This is a genomic window from Escherichia sp. WS338, from assembly GCF_046486405.1.
GTDB classification, from domain to species: Bacteria; Pseudomonadota; Gammaproteobacteria; order Enterobacterales; family Enterobacteriaceae; genus Escherichia; species Escherichia coli.
Genome location: NZ_JBJQLL010000026.1, coordinates 36,960 through 53,366, shown reverse-complemented (window position 1 = coordinate 53,366; position 16,407 = coordinate 36,960). Strand labels below are relative to the sequence as shown.

General features: G+C 48.9%; 12 protein-coding genes and 2 pseudogenes. 11 read left to right on the top strand and 3 right to left on the bottom strand.

The annotated features are described in order from the left end of the window. The first annotated feature begins 135 nt into the window (after positions 1–135). The 5 genes and pseudogenes from ACJHWT_RS19280 (at position 136) to ACJHWT_RS19260 (ending at position 6,225) form a co-directional block, all read left to right on the top strand. A pseudogene (locus ACJHWT_RS19280) lies at positions 136–1,476 on the top strand (DUF2773 domain-containing bactofilin). Positions 1,477–1,644: 168 nt separating this feature from the next. After that, positions 1,645–2,250 (top strand): CDP-alcohol phosphatidyltransferase family protein, encoded by a 606-nt coding sequence (locus ACJHWT_RS19275; RefSeq protein ID WP_000177495.1) that lies wholly within the window; start codon positions 1,645–1,647, stop codon positions 2,248–2,250. Then, positions 2,250–3,146: a phosphatidate cytidylyltransferase gene (locus tag ACJHWT_RS19270; RefSeq protein WP_065203479.1), complete on the top strand. Its 897-nt coding sequence runs from the start codon at positions 2,250–2,252 to the stop codon at positions 3,144–3,146. Before ACJHWT_RS19275 ends, ACJHWT_RS19270 begins: the two co-directional genes overlap by 1 nt. Positions 3,147–3,161: 15 nt before the next feature. Beyond that, the gene (locus tag ACJHWT_RS19265) at positions 3,162–4,919 is read left to right on the top strand and encodes a bifunctional alpha/beta hydrolase/class I SAM-dependent methyltransferase (RefSeq protein WP_000431881.1); all 1,758 of its coding nucleotides are present in this window, start codon (positions 3,162–3,164) and stop codon (positions 4,917–4,919) included. Between the two features lie 13 nt (positions 4,920–4,932). Then, a pseudogene (locus ACJHWT_RS19260) lies at positions 4,933–6,225 on the top strand (phosphatase PAP2/dual specificity phosphatase family protein). A 53-nt stretch (positions 6,226–6,278) separates the two neighbouring features. On the opposite strand, the gene azoR reads toward ACJHWT_RS19260, so the two are convergent. Next, complete coding sequence (gene azoR, locus ACJHWT_RS19255) at positions 6,279–6,884, bottom strand: FMN-dependent NADH-azoreductase (RefSeq protein WP_000048969.1); 606 nt, start codon at positions 6,882–6,884, stop codon at positions 6,279–6,281. A gap of 200 nt (positions 6,885–7,084) precedes the next feature. On the opposite strand from azoR, the gene hrpA reads away from it, so the two are divergent. The 3 genes from hrpA (at position 7,085) to aldA (ending at position 13,695) form a co-directional block, all read left to right on the top strand. Next, on the top strand, positions 7,085–10,987 hold the full coding sequence (gene hrpA, locus ACJHWT_RS19250) for an ATP-dependent RNA helicase HrpA (RefSeq protein ID WP_000139532.1): 3,903 nt from the start codon (positions 7,085–7,087) through the stop codon (positions 10,985–10,987). 271 nt (positions 10,988–11,258) lie between these two features. Then, positions 11,259–12,059 carry a DUF218 domain-containing protein YdcF gene (ydcF, locus tag ACJHWT_RS19245; RefSeq protein ID WP_001027923.1) on the top strand — a complete coding sequence of 267 codons (801 nt, stop codon included), beginning with the start codon at positions 11,259–11,261 and terminating at the stop codon, positions 12,057–12,059. A 196-nt stretch (positions 12,060–12,255) separates the two neighbouring features. After that, a complete protein-coding gene (gene aldA / locus ACJHWT_RS19240) occupies positions 12,256–13,695 on the top strand; it encodes an aldehyde dehydrogenase (protein WP_000115962.1) in 1,440 nt (479 codons plus the stop codon). A 40-nt stretch (positions 13,696–13,735) separates the two neighbouring features. Here aldA and gap read toward each other — a convergent pair whose 3' ends face one another. After that, on the bottom strand, positions 13,736–14,737 hold the full coding sequence (gene gap / locus ACJHWT_RS19235; RefSeq protein WP_000048661.1) for a type I glyceraldehyde-3-phosphate dehydrogenase: 1,002 nt from the start codon (positions 14,735–14,737) through the stop codon (positions 13,736–13,738). Between the two features lie 188 nt (positions 14,738–14,925). Here gap and cybB point away from each other — a divergent pair, with 188 nt between their 5' ends. The 3 genes from cybB (at position 14,926) to yncP (ending at position 15,968) form a co-directional block, all read left to right on the top strand. Beyond that, positions 14,926–15,456, top strand: a complete 531-nt coding sequence (gene cybB, locus ACJHWT_RS19230) for a cytochrome b561 (RefSeq protein WP_001317803.1) — start codon at positions 14,926–14,928, stop codon at positions 15,454–15,456. 244 nt (positions 15,457–15,700) lie between these two features. Continuing rightward, the gene (locus tag ACJHWT_RS19225; RefSeq protein WP_000731852.1) at positions 15,701–15,874 is read left to right on the top strand and encodes a hypothetical protein; all 174 of its coding nucleotides are present in this window, start codon (positions 15,701–15,703) and stop codon (positions 15,872–15,874) included. Between the two features lie 25 nt (positions 15,875–15,899). After that, positions 15,900–15,968, top strand: a complete 69-nt coding sequence (yncP, locus tag ACJHWT_RS19220) for a hypothetical protein (protein ID WP_212591405.1) — start codon at positions 15,900–15,902, stop codon at positions 15,966–15,968. Here the strand turns inward: yncP and hokB are convergent. Next, on the bottom strand, positions 15,946–16,095 hold the full coding sequence (hokB, locus tag ACJHWT_RS19215; RefSeq protein ID WP_001309484.1) for a type I toxin-antitoxin system toxin HokB: 150 nt from the start codon (positions 16,093–16,095) through the stop codon (positions 15,946–15,948). The two genes, yncP and hokB, sit on opposite strands and share 23 nt — an antisense overlap. Positions 16,096–16,407: the final 312 nt, after the last annotated feature.

Below are 16,407 nucleotides of genomic sequence, written 5' to 3'. Positions count from 1 at the left end.
AACGAAGTTGGATGCAAATGTCAGATCGTGTGCGCCTGTTAGGGCGCGGCTGGTAAGAGAGCCTTATAGGCGCATTTGAAAAACCTCCGGCTATGCCGGAGGATATTTATTCTTTTTTAATGGCATGGAGTGCATATGTTTAAGCCCAGGATTTGCAGCTGGATAGGTTTACTTCCCCTGTTTATGCTGAGTCTTCCAGTACAGGCGGAACTTCGATGTGTTGTAAATGCAGTTGATATTGAACCATTTTTTTCTGCGGCTACCGCTGAAGATAAACAACAAGTTGAACAAGCTATCAACAGTAGCGTGAATCTTGTCCCCGTCGGTTTATCTGCATCGGACTGGAAAGTGCATCGTGGCGATTTAATGGTAGAAGGTAATATAGAGAGTAATCAAAAATTGATTGTTCTTGGCAATTTGACAGTCAAAGGTAATATTTCCACTTTCTCTCTTTCTAATCCATGGGTTATTCTCGGTAACGTAACGTAACGTAACGTAACGTAACGTAACGTAACGTAACGGCAACGAATATAGTTACGGATTCACCACTGTTAATTACCGGTTCGATAAATGCAAGTGGACTGGTATTTATCGACTCATATTACGATAATCCGTCTACGATTAAGGGAAGTATTAATGCGCGCGGGATATTTATCAATGACATAATTGCACCTGTTGTTGCATCTTCGACAAATAGTGAATTCATGGTCCGTGCGAGTGACAAAAATGACACTGAAAATGTCAAAAAAGCGCTGATGATAATAAATCCTGATGCATATTATTGGGGCCTAATAAATGATGAAGATGCTCTGAAAGAAATTTTTAAGCGAAGCAATATTCGCATAGCAGGGAATGTCTGTAATCAGATGAAAAAAGAAGCGCTGTTTCGCCCTAAGTCTTCTCCTGAATTATTGCAGGAATTGCAAATGCTGGATGAAGGCAACGTTGCTGCATTTGAAGGACGAGACATTGCGACATTTGATCTTGCCATAATGCGAACTCTCCCAAGGCTTAAAGGAATTACAGCAAAACACGCCACGAAATGATATTTGGGCGAAGTTTTTTCTGAGGCAGGAAAACAGTTCCCGTGCGCAGGTTAACGAAGCGTTACGTGTTTATTATGCACTAGAACCCGATGCGTTAGCACAACTGGATGTACTGGCAAAACAACCGGATCGTATATGGTGGAGTACACTGGCGAAAAGCAATCTCACATTTTTCAAGTTCGGCGCACTTAACAACCGCCACACACCGCCTGCAGTACTGGCGGCAGAAATTGATCCCGAGTGGTGGATTGTGGCGATGAATAATCCCCGTTTTCCAGTTGATGTATTAAAGGCGAGGCTGAAACGTGATCCTTTGCTGGCGTTAGAGCTTGTTAACCCTGAACTGGATTTAGTCCGCCAGCTGGCGCTTAACGGTAAGACGCGCGCAATACGGGAACAAGCGATGAGAAAACTTGATGAGTTGCATTGAATAACAGCGTAATATTTTTAACTATTTGATTAATTGGGGATAATCATTCCTGACAGTGAGCCCCAATACCTTGATATATTCTGAATTTTTAATGAAGCGGCGTGTTGCGATATCTCTGCCAGGGCAATTGATGCACCATAGCGCAAACAGAATTATCAAGGATTGATAATGACGCTCTACCAGATAAAACCGCTCTTTCAGTCACTGTTAAGGCCGACGATGTTTTGGCTTCATAAGCGGCAAGTGTCTGCAAATCAGATCACCCTTGCCGCGTTGGCACTTTCTCTTCTCACCGGTTTGTTGTTGGCGTTGGTGCCATATCATGGCATGTTTCTGCTATTGCCCATCGTGCTTTTTGTCCGTATGGCACTCAATGCGCTGGATGGCATGATGGCGCGTGAGTGCAATCAGCAAACACGTCATGGGGCGATTTTGAATGAAACTGGCGATGTTATTTCCGATATTGCGCTTTATTTACCGTTTTTATTTTTACCGGAAAGTAACGCATCACTCGTAATACTCATGTTATTTTGCACCATATTGACTGAGTTTTGCGGTTTACTCGCGCAGACGATTAACGGTATTCGCAGTTATGCCGGTCCATTTGGCAAAAGCGATCGCGCGTTAATATTTGGGTTGTGGGTGCTGGCCGTTGCCATTTATCCACAGTGGATGCAATGGAATAATCTTTTATGGAGCATTGCTTCAATTCTGCTTCTCTGGACTGCGATTAATCGTTGTCGGAGTGTGCTCCTGATGAACGCTGAAAAATAATGCTGGAAAAATCTCTGGCAACACTTTTCGCGTTGTTAATTTTAGCAATGCTGATAAACCGTTTTCTGGTATGGCGGTTACCGGAGAGAAAAGGGGATGAAGTTACATTACGTATTCGTACCTGGTGGGGCATCGTCATTTGTTTTTCACTGGTGATTTCAGGTCCACGCTGGGTGACGTTGACGTTTTTTGCGCTGATAAGTTTTCTGGCATTGAAAGAATATTGTACGCTTATATCCGTATATTTTCCGCGTTGGTTATATTGGGTTATTCCTCTTAACTATTTGCTTATCGGTTTAAATTGCTTTGAGCTGTTTCTGTTATTTATACCTTTGTTTGGGTTTCTGATATTAGCCACCTGGCGAGTTTTTGTGGGTGAACCCTCCGGTTTTCTGCATACCGTGAGCGCCATTTTTTGTGGCTGGATAATGACCGTTTTCGCCTTGAGTCATACCGCCTGGTTATTAATGTTGCCAACCACAAATATCCAGGGCGAGGCGTTACTGGTGTTATTTCTTTTGGCATTAACCGAGTCAAACGATATTGCACAGTATTTATGGGGGAAATCCTGCGGCAGAAGAAAAGTGGTCCCCAAAGTCAGCCCGGGAAAAACGCTGGAAGGTCTGGTGGGGGGCGTAATCACTACCATGATTGTGTCACTGATTATTGGACCGTTACTGACACCGCTAGATACATTACAGGCATTATTAGCGGGTTTGTTAATTGGTATTAGTGGTTTTTGCGGCGATGTAGTGATGTCAGCCATCAAACGAGATGTTGGTGTTAAAGATAGTGGAAAACTATTACCAGGACATGGCGGACTCCTTGACAGGATTGACTCATTAATTTTCACCGCTCCGGTATTTTTTTATTTTATTCGCTATTGCTGTTACTGAAGGAAAATAGAGAGAATGGAAAATTCACGCATCCCTGGGGAACATTTTTTTACCACCAGTGATAATACAGCGTTGTTTTATCGGCACTGGCCCACTTTACAGCCAGGGGCGAAAAAGGTCATCGTCTTATTTCATCGCGGTCATGAACATTCTGGTCGTCTACAACATCTCGTTGATGAACTGGCGATGCCAGATACTGCTTTTTATGCATGGGATGCCCGAGGGCATGGACAAACTTCGGGGCCGCGTGGTTATAGTCCGTCTCTTGCGAGTTCAGTGCAAGATGTCGATGAATTTGTCCGTTTTGCTGCCAGCGACAGCCAGGTCGGACTGGAAGAGGTGGTTGTGATCGCGCAAAGCGTCGGCGCAGTGATGGTTGCTACATGGGTTCATGATTATGCGCCTGCTATTCGCGGGCTGGTGCTGGCTTCTCCGGCCTTTAAGGTTAAATTGTATGTGCCGCTGGCACGTCCTGCGCTGGCGTTATGGCATCGTCTGCGTGGTCTGTTTTTTATTAATTCCTATGTGAAAGGACGCTATTTGACCCACGATCGGCAACGGGTGGCTAGTTTCAATAATGATCCGCTGATCACACGGGCGATTGCCGTCAATATCTTGCTAGATCTCTATAAAACGTCTGAACGTATTATTAGCGATGCGGCGGCGATTACGCTCCCCACGCAACTTCTGATATCAGGCGATGACTATGTGGTGCACCGCCAACCGCAGATTGATTTTTATCAGCGTTTACGTAGCCCTCTGAAAGAGCTGCATCTGCTGCCAGGCTTTTATCACGACACATTGGGTGAAGAGAACAGGGCGCAGGCATTTGAAAAAATGCAAAGCTTTATCTGCCGCTTATATGCTAACAAATCGCAAAAATTTGATTATCAGTATGAAGACCGCACAGGACCATCAGCGGATCGATGGCGGCTCCTTTCTGGTGGAGCCGTGCCGTTATCGCCGGTTGATTTGGCGTATCGCTTTATGCGTAAAGCGATGAAATTGTTCGGGGCGCACTCTGCGGGCCTGCATCTCGGAATGAGCACCGGCTTTGATTCAGGCAGTTCGCTGGATTATGTCTATCAAAATCAACCGCAAGGTAGTAACGCATTCGGGCGTTTAGTCGACAAAATCTACCTGAACAGTGTTGGCTGGCGCGGTATTCGCCAGCGCAAAACCCATTTACAAATGCTGATTAAACAAGCCGTTGCCGATCTCCACGCTAAAGGTTTAGCCGTCCGCGTGGTTGACATTGCCGCAGGGCATGGACGCTATGTACTGGATGCGCTGGCGAACGAGCCTGCCGTAAGCGATATTTTCTTACGTGATTACAGTGAGTTAAATGTTGCACAGGGGCAAGAGATGATTGCCCAACGGGGAATGTCTGGGCGGGTGCGTTTTGAACAGGGCGATGCGTTTAACCCGGAGGAGCTCAGCGCGTTAACTCCGCGGCCTACGCTGGCGATTGTCTCTGGACTGTATGAGCTTTTTCCCGAAAATGAGCAGGTAAAAAACTCACTCGCAGGTCTTGCCAATGCCATCGATCCGGGTGGCATTCTCATCTACACCGGGCAGCCGTGGCACCCACAACTGGAGCTGATTGCCGGGGTGTTAACCAGTCATAAAGATGGTAAACCGTGGGTAATGCGCGTGCGTTCTCAAGGGGAGATGGATTCGCTCGTGCATGATGCCGGATTTGATAAATGCACACAACGGATTGATGAGTGGGGTATTTTTACGGTTTCGATGGCGGTGCGTCGTGATAACTGAACGTCGTAACGTATTGCTACAAGGCGCTGGCTGGTTATTGTTGCTGGCCCCGTTTTTCTTCTTCACCTATGGATCTCTTAATCAATTCACCGCGGTTCAGGACCTTAACAGCCATGATATCCCCAGTCAGGTATTCGGTTGGGAAACGGCGATCCCTTTCATTCCCTGGACTATTGTTCCTTACTGGAGTCTGGATCTTTTATATGGGTTTTCGTTGTTCGTTTGTAGTTCGACATTCGAACAGCGCCGACTGGTTCACCGGCTTATTCTGGCAACAATAATGGCCTGCTGAGGTTTTTTCCTTTATCCGCTGAAGTTTAGTTTTATCCGTCCTGAAGTGAGTGGGGTGACAGGATGGCTATTTTCGCAACTTGAACTGTTTGATCTGCCTTATAACCAGTCTCCTTCGCTGCATATTATTCTCTGCTGGCTACTTTGGCGTCACTTTCGTCAGCATCTGGCTGTGAGGTGGCGTAAAGTCTGCGGCGGATGGTTTTTACTCATCGCCATTTCGACGCTGACGACCTGGCAGCATCATTTTATTGATGTCATCACAGGGTTGGCGGTAGGTATGTTGATTGACTGGATGGTGCCCGTCGACCGTCGTTGGAATTATCAGAAACCTGATCAACGTCGAATCAAAATAGCACTGCCATATGTCGTAGGCGCGTGCTCGTGCATTGTATTGATGGAGCTAATGATAATGCTTCAGTTATGGTGGTCAGTCTGGTTATGTTGGCCGGTATTATCGCTACTCATTATTGGCCGTGGGTACGGTGGGCTTGGCGCGATAACAACAGGGAAAGATAGTCAGGGGAAACTACCGCCCGCCGTTTACTGGCTGACATTGCCCTGCCGCATCGGGATGTGGCTGTCTATGCGTTGGTTTTGCCTTCGCCTGGAGCCGGTAAGCAAAATTACGGCAGGTGTTTATTTAGGGGCGTTTCCACGACATATTCCGGCACAGAATGCGGTTCTGGACGTCACCTTTGAATTCCCTCGCGGACGAGCGACAAAAGATCGACTCTATTTTTGTGTACCGATGTTGGATCTGGTGGTTCCGGAAGAGGGGGAGCTCCGACAGGCCGTGGCGATGTTGGAAACATTACGCGAAAAGCAAGGCAGCGTTCTGGTCCATTGCGCGTTGGGATTATCGCGCAGTGCGCTGGTGGTGGCGGCATGGCTGTTATGTTACGGACATTGTAAAACCGTTGATGAAGCGATTAGTTACCTTCGAGCCAGACGCCCGCAGATTGTGCTGACAGACGAGCACAAAGCGATGCTGAGATTATGGGAAAACAGGTAAGTGGATTGAGATGTGGACTGAATATCTACAGTCCACATCAAGACCGTGTCCGGTTATGCAGCAACAATACTGTCGATGGCTGCTTTCGCGTCAGACTGCGCTTTCGCTGCCATTTCCGGACCGTATGCGATCCCTTCGGCGAAGACAAATTTCACATCGGTAATGCCGATAAAGCCGAGGAACGTGGACAGATACGGCGTCACCAGGTCCGTTGGTCCATCTTTATGGATCCCACCGCGGCTGGTGATAACGATGGCTTTTTTACCGGTGACCAGGCCTTCCGGACCGTTCTCCGTATAGCGGAAAGTAACGCCTGCGCGTGCAACCAGGTCAAAATAGTTTTTCAACTGAGTCGAGATGTTGAAGTTATACATCGGTGCCGCAATAACGATAACGTCGTGGGCTTTCAACTCGGCAATCAGCTCATCGGAAAGTGCCAGAGCTTCCTGCTGACGCGGAGTCAGCGACGCATCGCTCGGACGCAGCGCACCAACCAGTTCGCCATCCAGCACCGGAATCGGATTTGCAGCCAGGTCGCGAACGGTGATTTCATCAGCGGAGTGCTTTTCGCGCCATTGTTCAACAAAATAATCGGACAACTGATTAGACTGAGAGTACCCTGCCAGGATGCTGGATTTAAGAACTAATACCTTGCTCATGGTGTTTCCTTATAGATGTTTGAATGGGCGATGCCCCGTTGCTTGTTGACACTTTATTCACAATCCTGCCACAGAGATAGCGCAATAAATCGAAGCCTATGTTCGAATTTATTGAACAACGCATAGAAAGCCGCGATGTGGTACTCTATATCTATCATTTAAAAGAAAATTAATCAGGCAGCCTACTGCCCACTAACGTTATGACAGAACAACAAAAATTGACCTTTACGGCCTTGCAGCAGCGGCTGGATTCGCTGATGCTGCGCGACAGACTGCGTTTTTCTCGCCGTCTGCACGGCGTGAAGAAGGTTAAAAATCCTGATGCACAACAGGCCATTTTCCAGGAGATGGCGAAAGAGATTGACCATGCGGCAGGGAAAGTCCTGCTGCGTGAAGCGGCACGACCGGAAATCACTTATCCGGACAATTTGCCGGTTAGTCAGAAAAAGCAGGACATACTCGAAGCGATTCGTGATCACCAGGTGGTGATCGTCGCCGGGGAAACCGGTTCCGGTAAAACGACTCAGCTACCGAAAATCTGTATGGAACTGGGGCGCGGGATTAAAGGGCTGATCGGTCATACCCAACCGCGTCGCCTGGCGGCACGAACGGTGGCGAACCGTATTGCGGAAGAGCTGAAAACGGAGCCGGGCGGTTGCATCGGTTACAAAGTGCGTTTCAGTGATCACGTTAGTGATAACACGATGGTCAAGCTGATGACCGACGGTATCCTGCTGGCGGAGATCCAGCAAGACCGCCTGCTGATGCAGTACGACACTATCATTATTGACGAAGCGCACGAACGTAGCCTGAATATCGATTTTCTGCTCGGCTATTTGAAAGAGTTGCTACCGCGGCGTCCTGACCTAAAAATCATTATCACTTCCGCGACTATCGACCCGGAACGCTTTTCGCGCCACTTTAATAATGCGCCGATTATCGAAGTCTCCGGTCGGACCTATCCGGTGGAAGTGCGCTATCGACCGATTGTTGAAGAAGCCGATGACACCGAGCGCGATCAGCTGCAGGCGATTTTTGACGCCGTAGACGAACTGAGTCAGGAAAGCTCCGGCGACATTCTGATCTTTATGAGCGGTGAGCGGGAAATTCGCGATACCGCAGATGCGCTGAACAAGCTAAATCTGCGGCATACCGAAATCTTGCCGCTTTATGCGCGGCTTTCGAACAGCGAACAGAACCGCGTGTTCCAGTCGCACAGCGGACGGCGCATTGTGCTGGCGACCAACGTCGCGGAAACGTCGCTGACCGTACCGGGGATTAAATACGTTATCGACCCAGGTACGGCGCGTATCAGCCGCTACAGCTATCGCACCAAAGTGCAGCGTTTGCCGATTGAGCCCATTTCGCAGGCGTCTGCCAACCAGCGTAAAGGCCGCTGTGGTCGTGTGTCCGAAGGGATCTGTATTCGTCTCTATTCCGAAGACGATTTCCTTTCGCGCCCGGAATTTACCGATCCGGAGATTCTGCGTACCAACCTGGCCTCGGTTATTTTACAGATGACCGCGCTGGGGTTGGGCGATATCGCCGCGTTCCCATTTGTCGAAGCACCGGATAAACGCAATATCCAGGATGGCGTGCGTCTGCTCGAAGAACTGGGCGCGATCACCACTGATGAACAGGCCAGCGCCTATAAACTGACGCCGCTCGGTCGCCAGCTCTCGCAGTTGCCTGTCGACCCACGTCTGGCGCGTATGGTGCTGGAAGCGCAAAAACATGGCTGCGTGCGTGAGGCGATGATTATCACGTCCGCGCTCTCCATCCAGGATCCGCGCGAACGACCGATGGACAAACAGCAGGCATCGGACGAAAAACATCGCCGCTTCCACGACAAAGAATCCGACTTCCTCGCGTTTGTAAATCTGTGGAATTATCTCGGCGAGCAGCAAAAGGCGCTTTCTTCTAACGCCTTCCGTCGCCTGTGTCGTACCGATTATCTCAACTATCTGCGCGTGCGCGAATGGCAGGATATCTACACCCAGTTGCGCCAGGTGGTGAAAGAACTTGGCATTCCGGTTAACAGCGAACCGGCGGAGTATCGCGAAATTCACATCGCCTTACTGACCGGTTTGCTTTCCCATATCGGCATGAAAGATGCCGATAAACAAGAATATACCGGCGCACGTAACGCGCGTTTTTCCATCTTTCCCGGTTCTGGTTTATTCAAAAAGCCGCCGAAATGGGTAATGGTGGCGGAACTGGTAGAAACCAGCCGCCTGTGGGGGCGCATTGCTGCGCGTATCGACCCTGAATGGGTAGAACCCGTTGCTCAGCATTTGATTAAACGCACCTACAGCGAACCGCACTGGGAACGGGCGCAGGGCGCGGTGATGGCAACGGAAAAAGTCACTGTTTATGGTTTGCCGATTGTTGCTGCGCGTAAGGTCAACTACAGCCAGATCGATCCGGCGTTATGTCGTGAACTCTTTATTCGCCACGCTCTGGTGGAAGGTGACTGGCAGACGCGTCACGCATTCTTCCGTGAAAACCTGAAACTGCGGGCCGAAGTGGAAGAGCTGGAACACAAATCACGTCGCCGCGATATTCTGGTTGATGACGAAACGCTGTTTGAGTTCTACGACCAGCGCATCAGCCACGATGTAATCTCCGCTCGTCACTTCGACAGCTGGTGGAAAAAAGTCAGCCGCGAAACGCCTGATTTGCTCAACTTTGAAAAGAGCATGTTGATCAAAGAAGGGGCGGAAAAAATCAGCAAGCTGGATTACCCGAACTTCTGGCATCAGGGCAATCTCAAGCTGCGTTTGAGCTATCAGTTTGAGCCAGGCGCGGACGCGGACGGTGTGACCGTGCATATTCCGCTGCCGCTGCTTAATCAGGTAGAAGAGAGCGGGTTTGAATGGCAAATCCCCGGCCTGCGTCGTGAACTGATCATCGCACTGATTAAATCGTTGCCGAAACCGGTACGCCGTAATTTTGTGCCTGCACCAAACTACGCCGAAGCGTTTTTAGGCCGCGTCACACCGCTGGAGTTACCGTTGCTCGACAGCCTTGAGCGCGAGTTACGGCGGATGACCGGTGTTACCGTTGACCGCGAAGACTGGCACTGGGATCAGGTGCCCGATCACCTGAAAATCACCTTCCGCGTGGTGGATGACAAAAACAAGAAGCTAAAAGAAGGGCGCTCTCTACAAGATCTGAAAGATGCGCTGAAAGGCAAAGTGCAGGAAACGCTGTCTGCGGTGGCGGATGACGGTATCGAGCAGAGCGGCTTACATATCTGGAGCTTTGGGCAACTGCCGGAAAGCTACGAACAGAAGCGTGGCAACTACAAAGTGAAGGCGTGGCCAGCGCTAGTGGATGAACGCGACAGCGTGGCGATCAAACTGTTTGATAATCCGCTGGAACAAAAGCAGGCAATGTGGAACGGTCTTCGCCGTCTACTGCTACTGAATATTCCATCGCCGATCAAGTATTTGCATGAAAAGTTACCGAACAAAGCCAAGCTGGGGCTGTACTTTAACCCGTATGGCAAAGTGCTGGAGCTGATCGACGACTGTATCTCCTGCGGGGTGGATCAACTGATCGACGCCAATGGTGGCCCGGTCTGGACGGAAGAAGGCTTTGCTGCGCTGCATGAGAAAGTCCGCGCTGAACTGAACGATACGGTGGTGGATATTGCGAAGCAGGTCGAGCAAATCCTTACGGCAGTGTTCAATATCAACAAACGCCTGAAAGGGCGGGTGGATATGACTATGGCGCTGGGGCTTTCTGACATCAAAGCGCAGATGGGCGGGCTGGTGTATCGCGGTTTTGTGACTGGTAACGGCTTCAAACGGTTGGGCGACACGCTGCGTTATTTGCAGGCGATTGAAAAACGGCTGGAAAAACTGGCGGTTGACCCACATCGCGACCGTGCTCAGATGCTGAAAGTCGAAAATGTCCAGCAGGCGTGGCAGCAATGGATCAACAAACTGCCGCCCGCACGTCGTGAGGATGAAGACGTGAAAGAGATCCGTTGGATGATAGAAGAGTTGCGCGTTAGTTACTTCGCTCAACAACTTGGTACGCCTTATCCGATTTCAGATAAGCGTATTTTGCAGGCGATGGAGCAGATTAGCGGTTAACACTGCTATTTGCCTGATAAATCTAAAACCCGGTAAGCATTTAGCGCCGGGTTTTTTATTAATTCTAAAACGGTAAGGGCAAAAATTCAGGAATTCAGAAAAATACAATTCTCAGCTGCAAGATGAATAATGTTTATCTACAGCATTTCCTTAAAAGATATGTCAGGCTTGCGGAGTGGCGGTTAAGGAAATAGGACTTCCTCCTTTCAGAGTGCTCCGCTTCTCACTATTATCTCACGCAGTATTCTTAAGGGAACGATAAGGAGGAACCATGAACATTACCCCGTTTCCGACGCTTTCGCCGGCAACCATAGATGCCATAAATGTTATCGGTCAGTGGCTGGCGCAGGATGATTTCTCCGGTGAGATGCCGTATCAGGCCGATTGCGTGATCCTTGCAGGCAATGCGGTTATGCCGACTATCGACGCGGCATGTAAGATTGCCCGCGATCAGCAAATTCCTTTACTGATCAGTGGTGGTATCGGTCACTCGACAACTTTTTTGTATAGCGCCATCGCACAGCATCCGCACTACAACACTATCCGCACCACTGGCAGAGCAGAAGCGACCATCCTGGCGGATATCGCTCATCAGTTCTGGCACATTCCGCATGAAAAAATCTGGATTGAAGACCAGTCAACAAACTGCGGTGAAAACGCACGCTTTAGCATCGCGCTATTGAATCAGGCCGTAGAACGAGTTCATACGGCTATCGTTGTTCAGGACCCCACCATGCAGCGGCGCACGATGGCGACGTTCCGCCGTATGACTGGGGACAATCCCGATGCACCACGCTGGTTAAGTTATCCCGGATTCGTTCCTCAGTTAGGAAATAACGCAGACAGTGTAATCTTTGTTAATCCGTTGCAAGGATTATGGCCGGTTGAGCGTTATCTCTCACTACTCACTGGCGAGCTGCCACGTTTACGCGATGATAGCGATGGCTACGGTCCACGCGGGCGAGATTTTATCGTTCACGTTGATTTTCCGGCAGAAGTCATCCAGGCATGGCAAACGCTGAAACACGATGCGGTGCTCATCGAGGCGATGGAAAGTCGCTCGTTACGTTAAAAATTGCCCGTTTGTGAACCACTTGTTTGCAAACGGGCATAACTCCTGCCTTTTATTTCTGCCTCTTATTCCTTTTATACTTGTTTTTATGAAGCCCTTCACAGAATTGTCCTTTCATGATGCCGTCTCTATGATGATTGATGTTAATTAACAATGCATTTACCAAAAACAAACATATAAATCACAGGAGTCGCTCATGTCAGTACCCGTTCAACATCCTATGTATATTGATGGACAGTTTGTTACCTGGCGTGGAGACGCATGGATTGATGTGGTAAACCCTGCTACAGAGGCTGTCATTTCCCGCATTCCCGATGGTCAGGCCGAGGATGCCCGTAAGGCAATCGATGCAGCAGAACGTGCACAACCAGAATGGGAAGCGTTGCCTGCTATTGAACGCGCCAGTTGGTTGCGCAAAATCTCCGCCGGGATCCGCGAACGCGCCAGTGAAATCAGTACGCTGATTGTTGAAGAAGGGGGTAAGATCCAGCAGCTGGCTGAAGTCGAAGTGGCTTTTACTGCGGACTATATCGATTACATGGCGGAGTGGGCACGGCGTTATGAAGGCGAGATTATTCAAAGCGATCGTCCAGGAGAAAATATTCTTCTGTTTAAACGTGCGCTTGGCGTGACTACCGGCATTCTGCCGTGGAACTTCCCGTTCTTCCTCATTGCCCGCAAAATGGCTCCCGCTCTTTTGACCGGTAATACCATCGTCATTAAACCCAGTGAATTTACGCCAAACAATGCGATTGCATTCGCCAAAATTGTCGATGAAATAGGCCTTCCGCGCGGCGTGTTTAACCTTGTTCTGGGGCGTGGTGAAACCGTTGGGCAAGAACTGGCGGGTAACCCAAAGGTCGCAATGGTCAGTATGACAGGCAGCGTCTCTGCAGGTGAAAAGATTATGGCGACTGCGGCGAAAAACATCACCAAAGTGTGCCTGGAATTGGGGGGTAAAGCACCGGCTATCGTAATGGACGATGCCGATCTTGAACTGGCAGTCAAAGCCATCGTTGATTCACGCGTCATTAATAGTGGGCAAGTGTGTAACTGTGCAGAACGTGTTTATGTACAGAAAGGCATTTATGATCAGTTTGTCAATCGGCTGGGTGAAGCGATGCAGGCGGTTCAATTTGGTAACCCCGCTGAACGCAACGACATTGCGATGGGGCCGTTGATTAACGCCGCGGCGCTGGAAAGGGTCGAGCAAAAAGTGGCGCGCGCAGTAGAAGAAGGGGCGAGAGTGGCGTTGGGTGGCAAAGCGGTAGAGGGGAAAGGATATTATTATCCGCCGACATTGCTGCTGGATGTTCGCCAGGAAATGTCGATTATGCATGAGGAAACCTTTGGCCCGGTTCTGCCGGTGGTCGCATTTGACACGCTGGAAGAGGCTATCTCAATGGCGAATGATAGTGATTACGGCCTGACCTCATCAATCTATACCCAAAATCTGAACGTCGCGATGAAAGCCATTAAAGGGCTGAAGTTTGGTGAAACTTACATCAACCGTGAAAACTTCGAAGCTATGCAAGGATTCCACGCCGGATGGCGTAAATCTGGTATTGGCGGCGCAGATGGCAAACATGGCTTGCATGAATATCTGCAGACCCAGGTGGTTTATTTACAGTCTTAATGAGTGGAAGAGGCGGAGGTTTTTCCTCCGCCTGTGTGCGTCAGAGTTTAGCGAATTTTTCGAGGGTGCGAATGAGTTGTGTGACGAAGCCATATTCGTTATCGTACCAGGCGACCGTTTTCACCAGTTGTAAATCGCCCACGGCGGTAATTTCCGTTTGCGTGGCATCAAACACCGACCCGAAATGGCTGCCAATGATATCGGAAGAGACTATTTCTTCATCGGTATAACCAAATGACTCGTTATTGGTGGTTGCTTGTTTAAGTGCGTTATTCACCTCTTCGGCAGTCACTTTTTTTGCGAGAATGGACACCAGCTCAGTGACCGAACCTGTTTTCACCGGCACGCGTTGCGCATGACCTTTCAGTTTGCCGCTCAGTTCCGGGATCACCAGACCAATGGCTTTTGCCGCACCTGTAGTGTGGGGAATGATATTTTCTGCCGCTGCGCGTGAAGCTCGTAAATCCTTCCCACGCGGACCATCCACCAGTGACTGGGTGCCGGTATAGGCATGAATGGTCGTCATCGTGCCGACTTCTATCCCGAAACTGTCATGCAAGGCTTTGGCCATCGGCGCAAGGCAGTTAGTGGTGCATGACGCCACGGAAACAATGGTGTCGTTGCCATCCAGAGTGTCGTCATTGACGTTATAAACGATAGTTTTCATTTCACCGGCAGGGGCGGAAATCAACACCTTCTTCGCACCAGCATCAAGGTGCGCCTGCGATTTCTCTGCGGAGGTATAAAAGCCAGTACATTCGACAATGATTTCTGCGCCTTTCGCTTTCCATGGAATATTTTTAGCCTCTTTTTCGGCGTAAACCGCGATACTTTTTCCATCAACGATAAGTGAATCTTCCGTAAAATCAACGCTCCAGGGGAACGGTCCGTAGTTTGAATCATGTTTCAGCAGGTAGGCGAGAATTTTTGGGGAAGTGAGATCATTAATAGCGACAACGTCTATGTTGCTTTTGACTTCAAGTAATCGACGCAACACCAGTCGACCGATACGACCAAAACCATTAATACCAACTTTACTCATGGTCTTCTCCTGTCAGGAACGTTCGGATGAAAATTGATCCTTTCCAGGCTTAGACCAGGATGGCGGGATGGGCAATCTACATTCTTGCAGTGAAACGTAACGTACTGAAAACGGGTGAACAATATTTAATGAAATTTTAAGAAAAGCCCGTTATGTTAACGGCAAATTATGTTAAAGCAGGAAATGTTATGGGAAATAAATACTCAAGGTTACAAATCAGCATTCACTGGCTGGTCTTTTTGCTGGTTATCGTAGCGTATTGCGCAATGGAGTTTCGTGGTTTCTTCCCACGTAGCGATCGGCCCCTCATCAACATGATTCATGTTTCCTGTGGCATCTCAATTCTCGTACTGATGGTGGTTCGTCTTTTGTTAAGACTGAAATACCCAACCCCGCCGATTATACCTAAGCCAAAACCGATGATGACGGGACTGGCGCATTTGGGCCATTTGGTGATTTATCTCCTGTTTATTGCGCTGCCAGTGATTGGTTTGGTGATGATGTATAACCGGGGTAACCCGTGGTTTGCGTTTGGTATGACGATGCCTTATGCATCAGAGGCCAATTTCGAACGGGTTGATAGCTTAAAGTCGTGGCATGAAACGCTGGCGAATCTGGGATATTTTGTCATCGGGTTGCACGCTGCGGCTGCACTGGCACACCACTATTTCTGGAAGGACAACACACTTCTACGCATGATGCCGCGTAAACGTTCCTGAAGGATATTTAAAGAAAACGCCTGTACTAAAACCGACCCGTGGTACAGGCGAAGAATACGGGTCTACATCGGAAGCGCCTATTATATTTATTTGTATGACAAATAAAACCATAATCCTTGCCCATACGTCCATCTGGCTTATTTTTAATCAATTCACCCGATCTTTGATCTCATCAACGGTATCAAAATAAACCAGCGTATAACGTTAAAATCGAACATAAGATTCGATAAATCATGGAGGTTATATGAAAAAACTGGCACTTATCTTGGTTATAGGAACGCTTGTTTCCTTTTATGCCGATGCCGGGCGCAAACCCTGTTCTGGTTCGAAAGGGGGGATCTCACACTGTACGGCAGGCGGCAAATTTGTTTGTAATGATGGTTCTATTAGTGCATCGAAAAAAACATGCATTAACTGAAGTGTAAAAGGGGTGCCATGAGAAAATGAATCTGCTAGTCAGATGCGCGGGGAAAATCCCCGCGCTTGCCCTTACCTGGACGTGCAGGCCATGAGCGCAGCAACCTCCTTATCACCGTCCCGGAACCGCAGTTCGTAGAGCGTTTGTCGGGTCAGGAGTGTGAATGTCAGAATCGTAATGCAGATAATGAGCAGACACACCACCAGAGGGTTGCGCTTCATAGCCTTTCTCCTTGCCGGATGGTGGGTAAGAGGCTAAGATCTGAATTGCTGTGTTCATTCGTTGGCCTCGGTTGATAGAAATATCGGTCGGGGCCTTCGTCTTTCTGATTCCCGGTTAGCCTGAAAACAGAAAGTCTCAGGCACCCGCAGGCATCCTATGAGGTTTCCTTAGGGACGAAAATAATCACTTTACGAAATTGCGTGCTGTTTTCCAGAATTTTTCGTCATTCGGGTTAGCCAGTTTAGCCATTCGTTACTCTCTTCATTCCAATAGCATTAATTTTCTCTGCAATAATTGTTGTAAAAATGTGA

What these genes read in the sequence shown, in the direction of transcription:
- gap (WP_000048661.1), bottom strand. Translation starts at nt 14,737, where the DNA reads ATGAGTAAAGTTGGTATTAATGGTTTTGGTCGTATCGGTCGACTGGTG.
- aldA (WP_000115962.1), top strand. Translation starts at nt 12,256, where the DNA reads ATGTCAGTACCCGTTCAACATCCTATGTATATTGATGGACAGTTTGTT.
- ACJHWT_RS19275 (WP_000177495.1), top strand. Translation starts at nt 1,645, where the DNA reads ATGACGCTCTACCAGATAAAACCGCTCTTTCAGTCACTGTTAAGGCCG.
- ACJHWT_RS19265 (WP_000431881.1), top strand. Translation starts at nt 3,162, where the DNA reads ATGGAAAATTCACGCATCCCTGGGGAACATTTTTTTACCACCAGTGAT.
- azoR (WP_000048969.1), bottom strand. Translation starts at nt 6,884, where the DNA reads ATGAGCAAGGTATTAGTTCTTAAATCCAGCATCCTGGCAGGGTACTCT.
- cybB (WP_001317803.1), top strand. Translation starts at nt 14,926, where the DNA reads ATGGGAAATAAATACTCAAGGTTACAAATCAGCATTCACTGGCTGGTC.
- ACJHWT_RS19270 (WP_065203479.1), top strand. Translation starts at nt 2,250, where the DNA reads ATGCTGGAAAAATCTCTGGCAACACTTTTCGCGTTGTTAATTTTAGCA.
- ACJHWT_RS19225 (WP_000731852.1), top strand. Translation starts at nt 15,701, where the DNA reads ATGAAAAAACTGGCACTTATCTTGGTTATAGGAACGCTTGTTTCCTTT.
- ydcF (WP_001027923.1), top strand. Translation starts at nt 11,259, where the DNA reads ATGAACATTACCCCGTTTCCGACGCTTTCGCCGGCAACCATAGATGCC.
- hokB (WP_001309484.1), bottom strand. Translation starts at nt 16,095, where the DNA reads ATGAAGCGCAACCCTCTGGTGGTGTGTCTGCTCATTATCTGCATTACG.
- hrpA (WP_000139532.1), top strand. Translation starts at nt 7,085, where the DNA reads ATGACAGAACAACAAAAATTGACCTTTACGGCCTTGCAGCAGCGGCTG.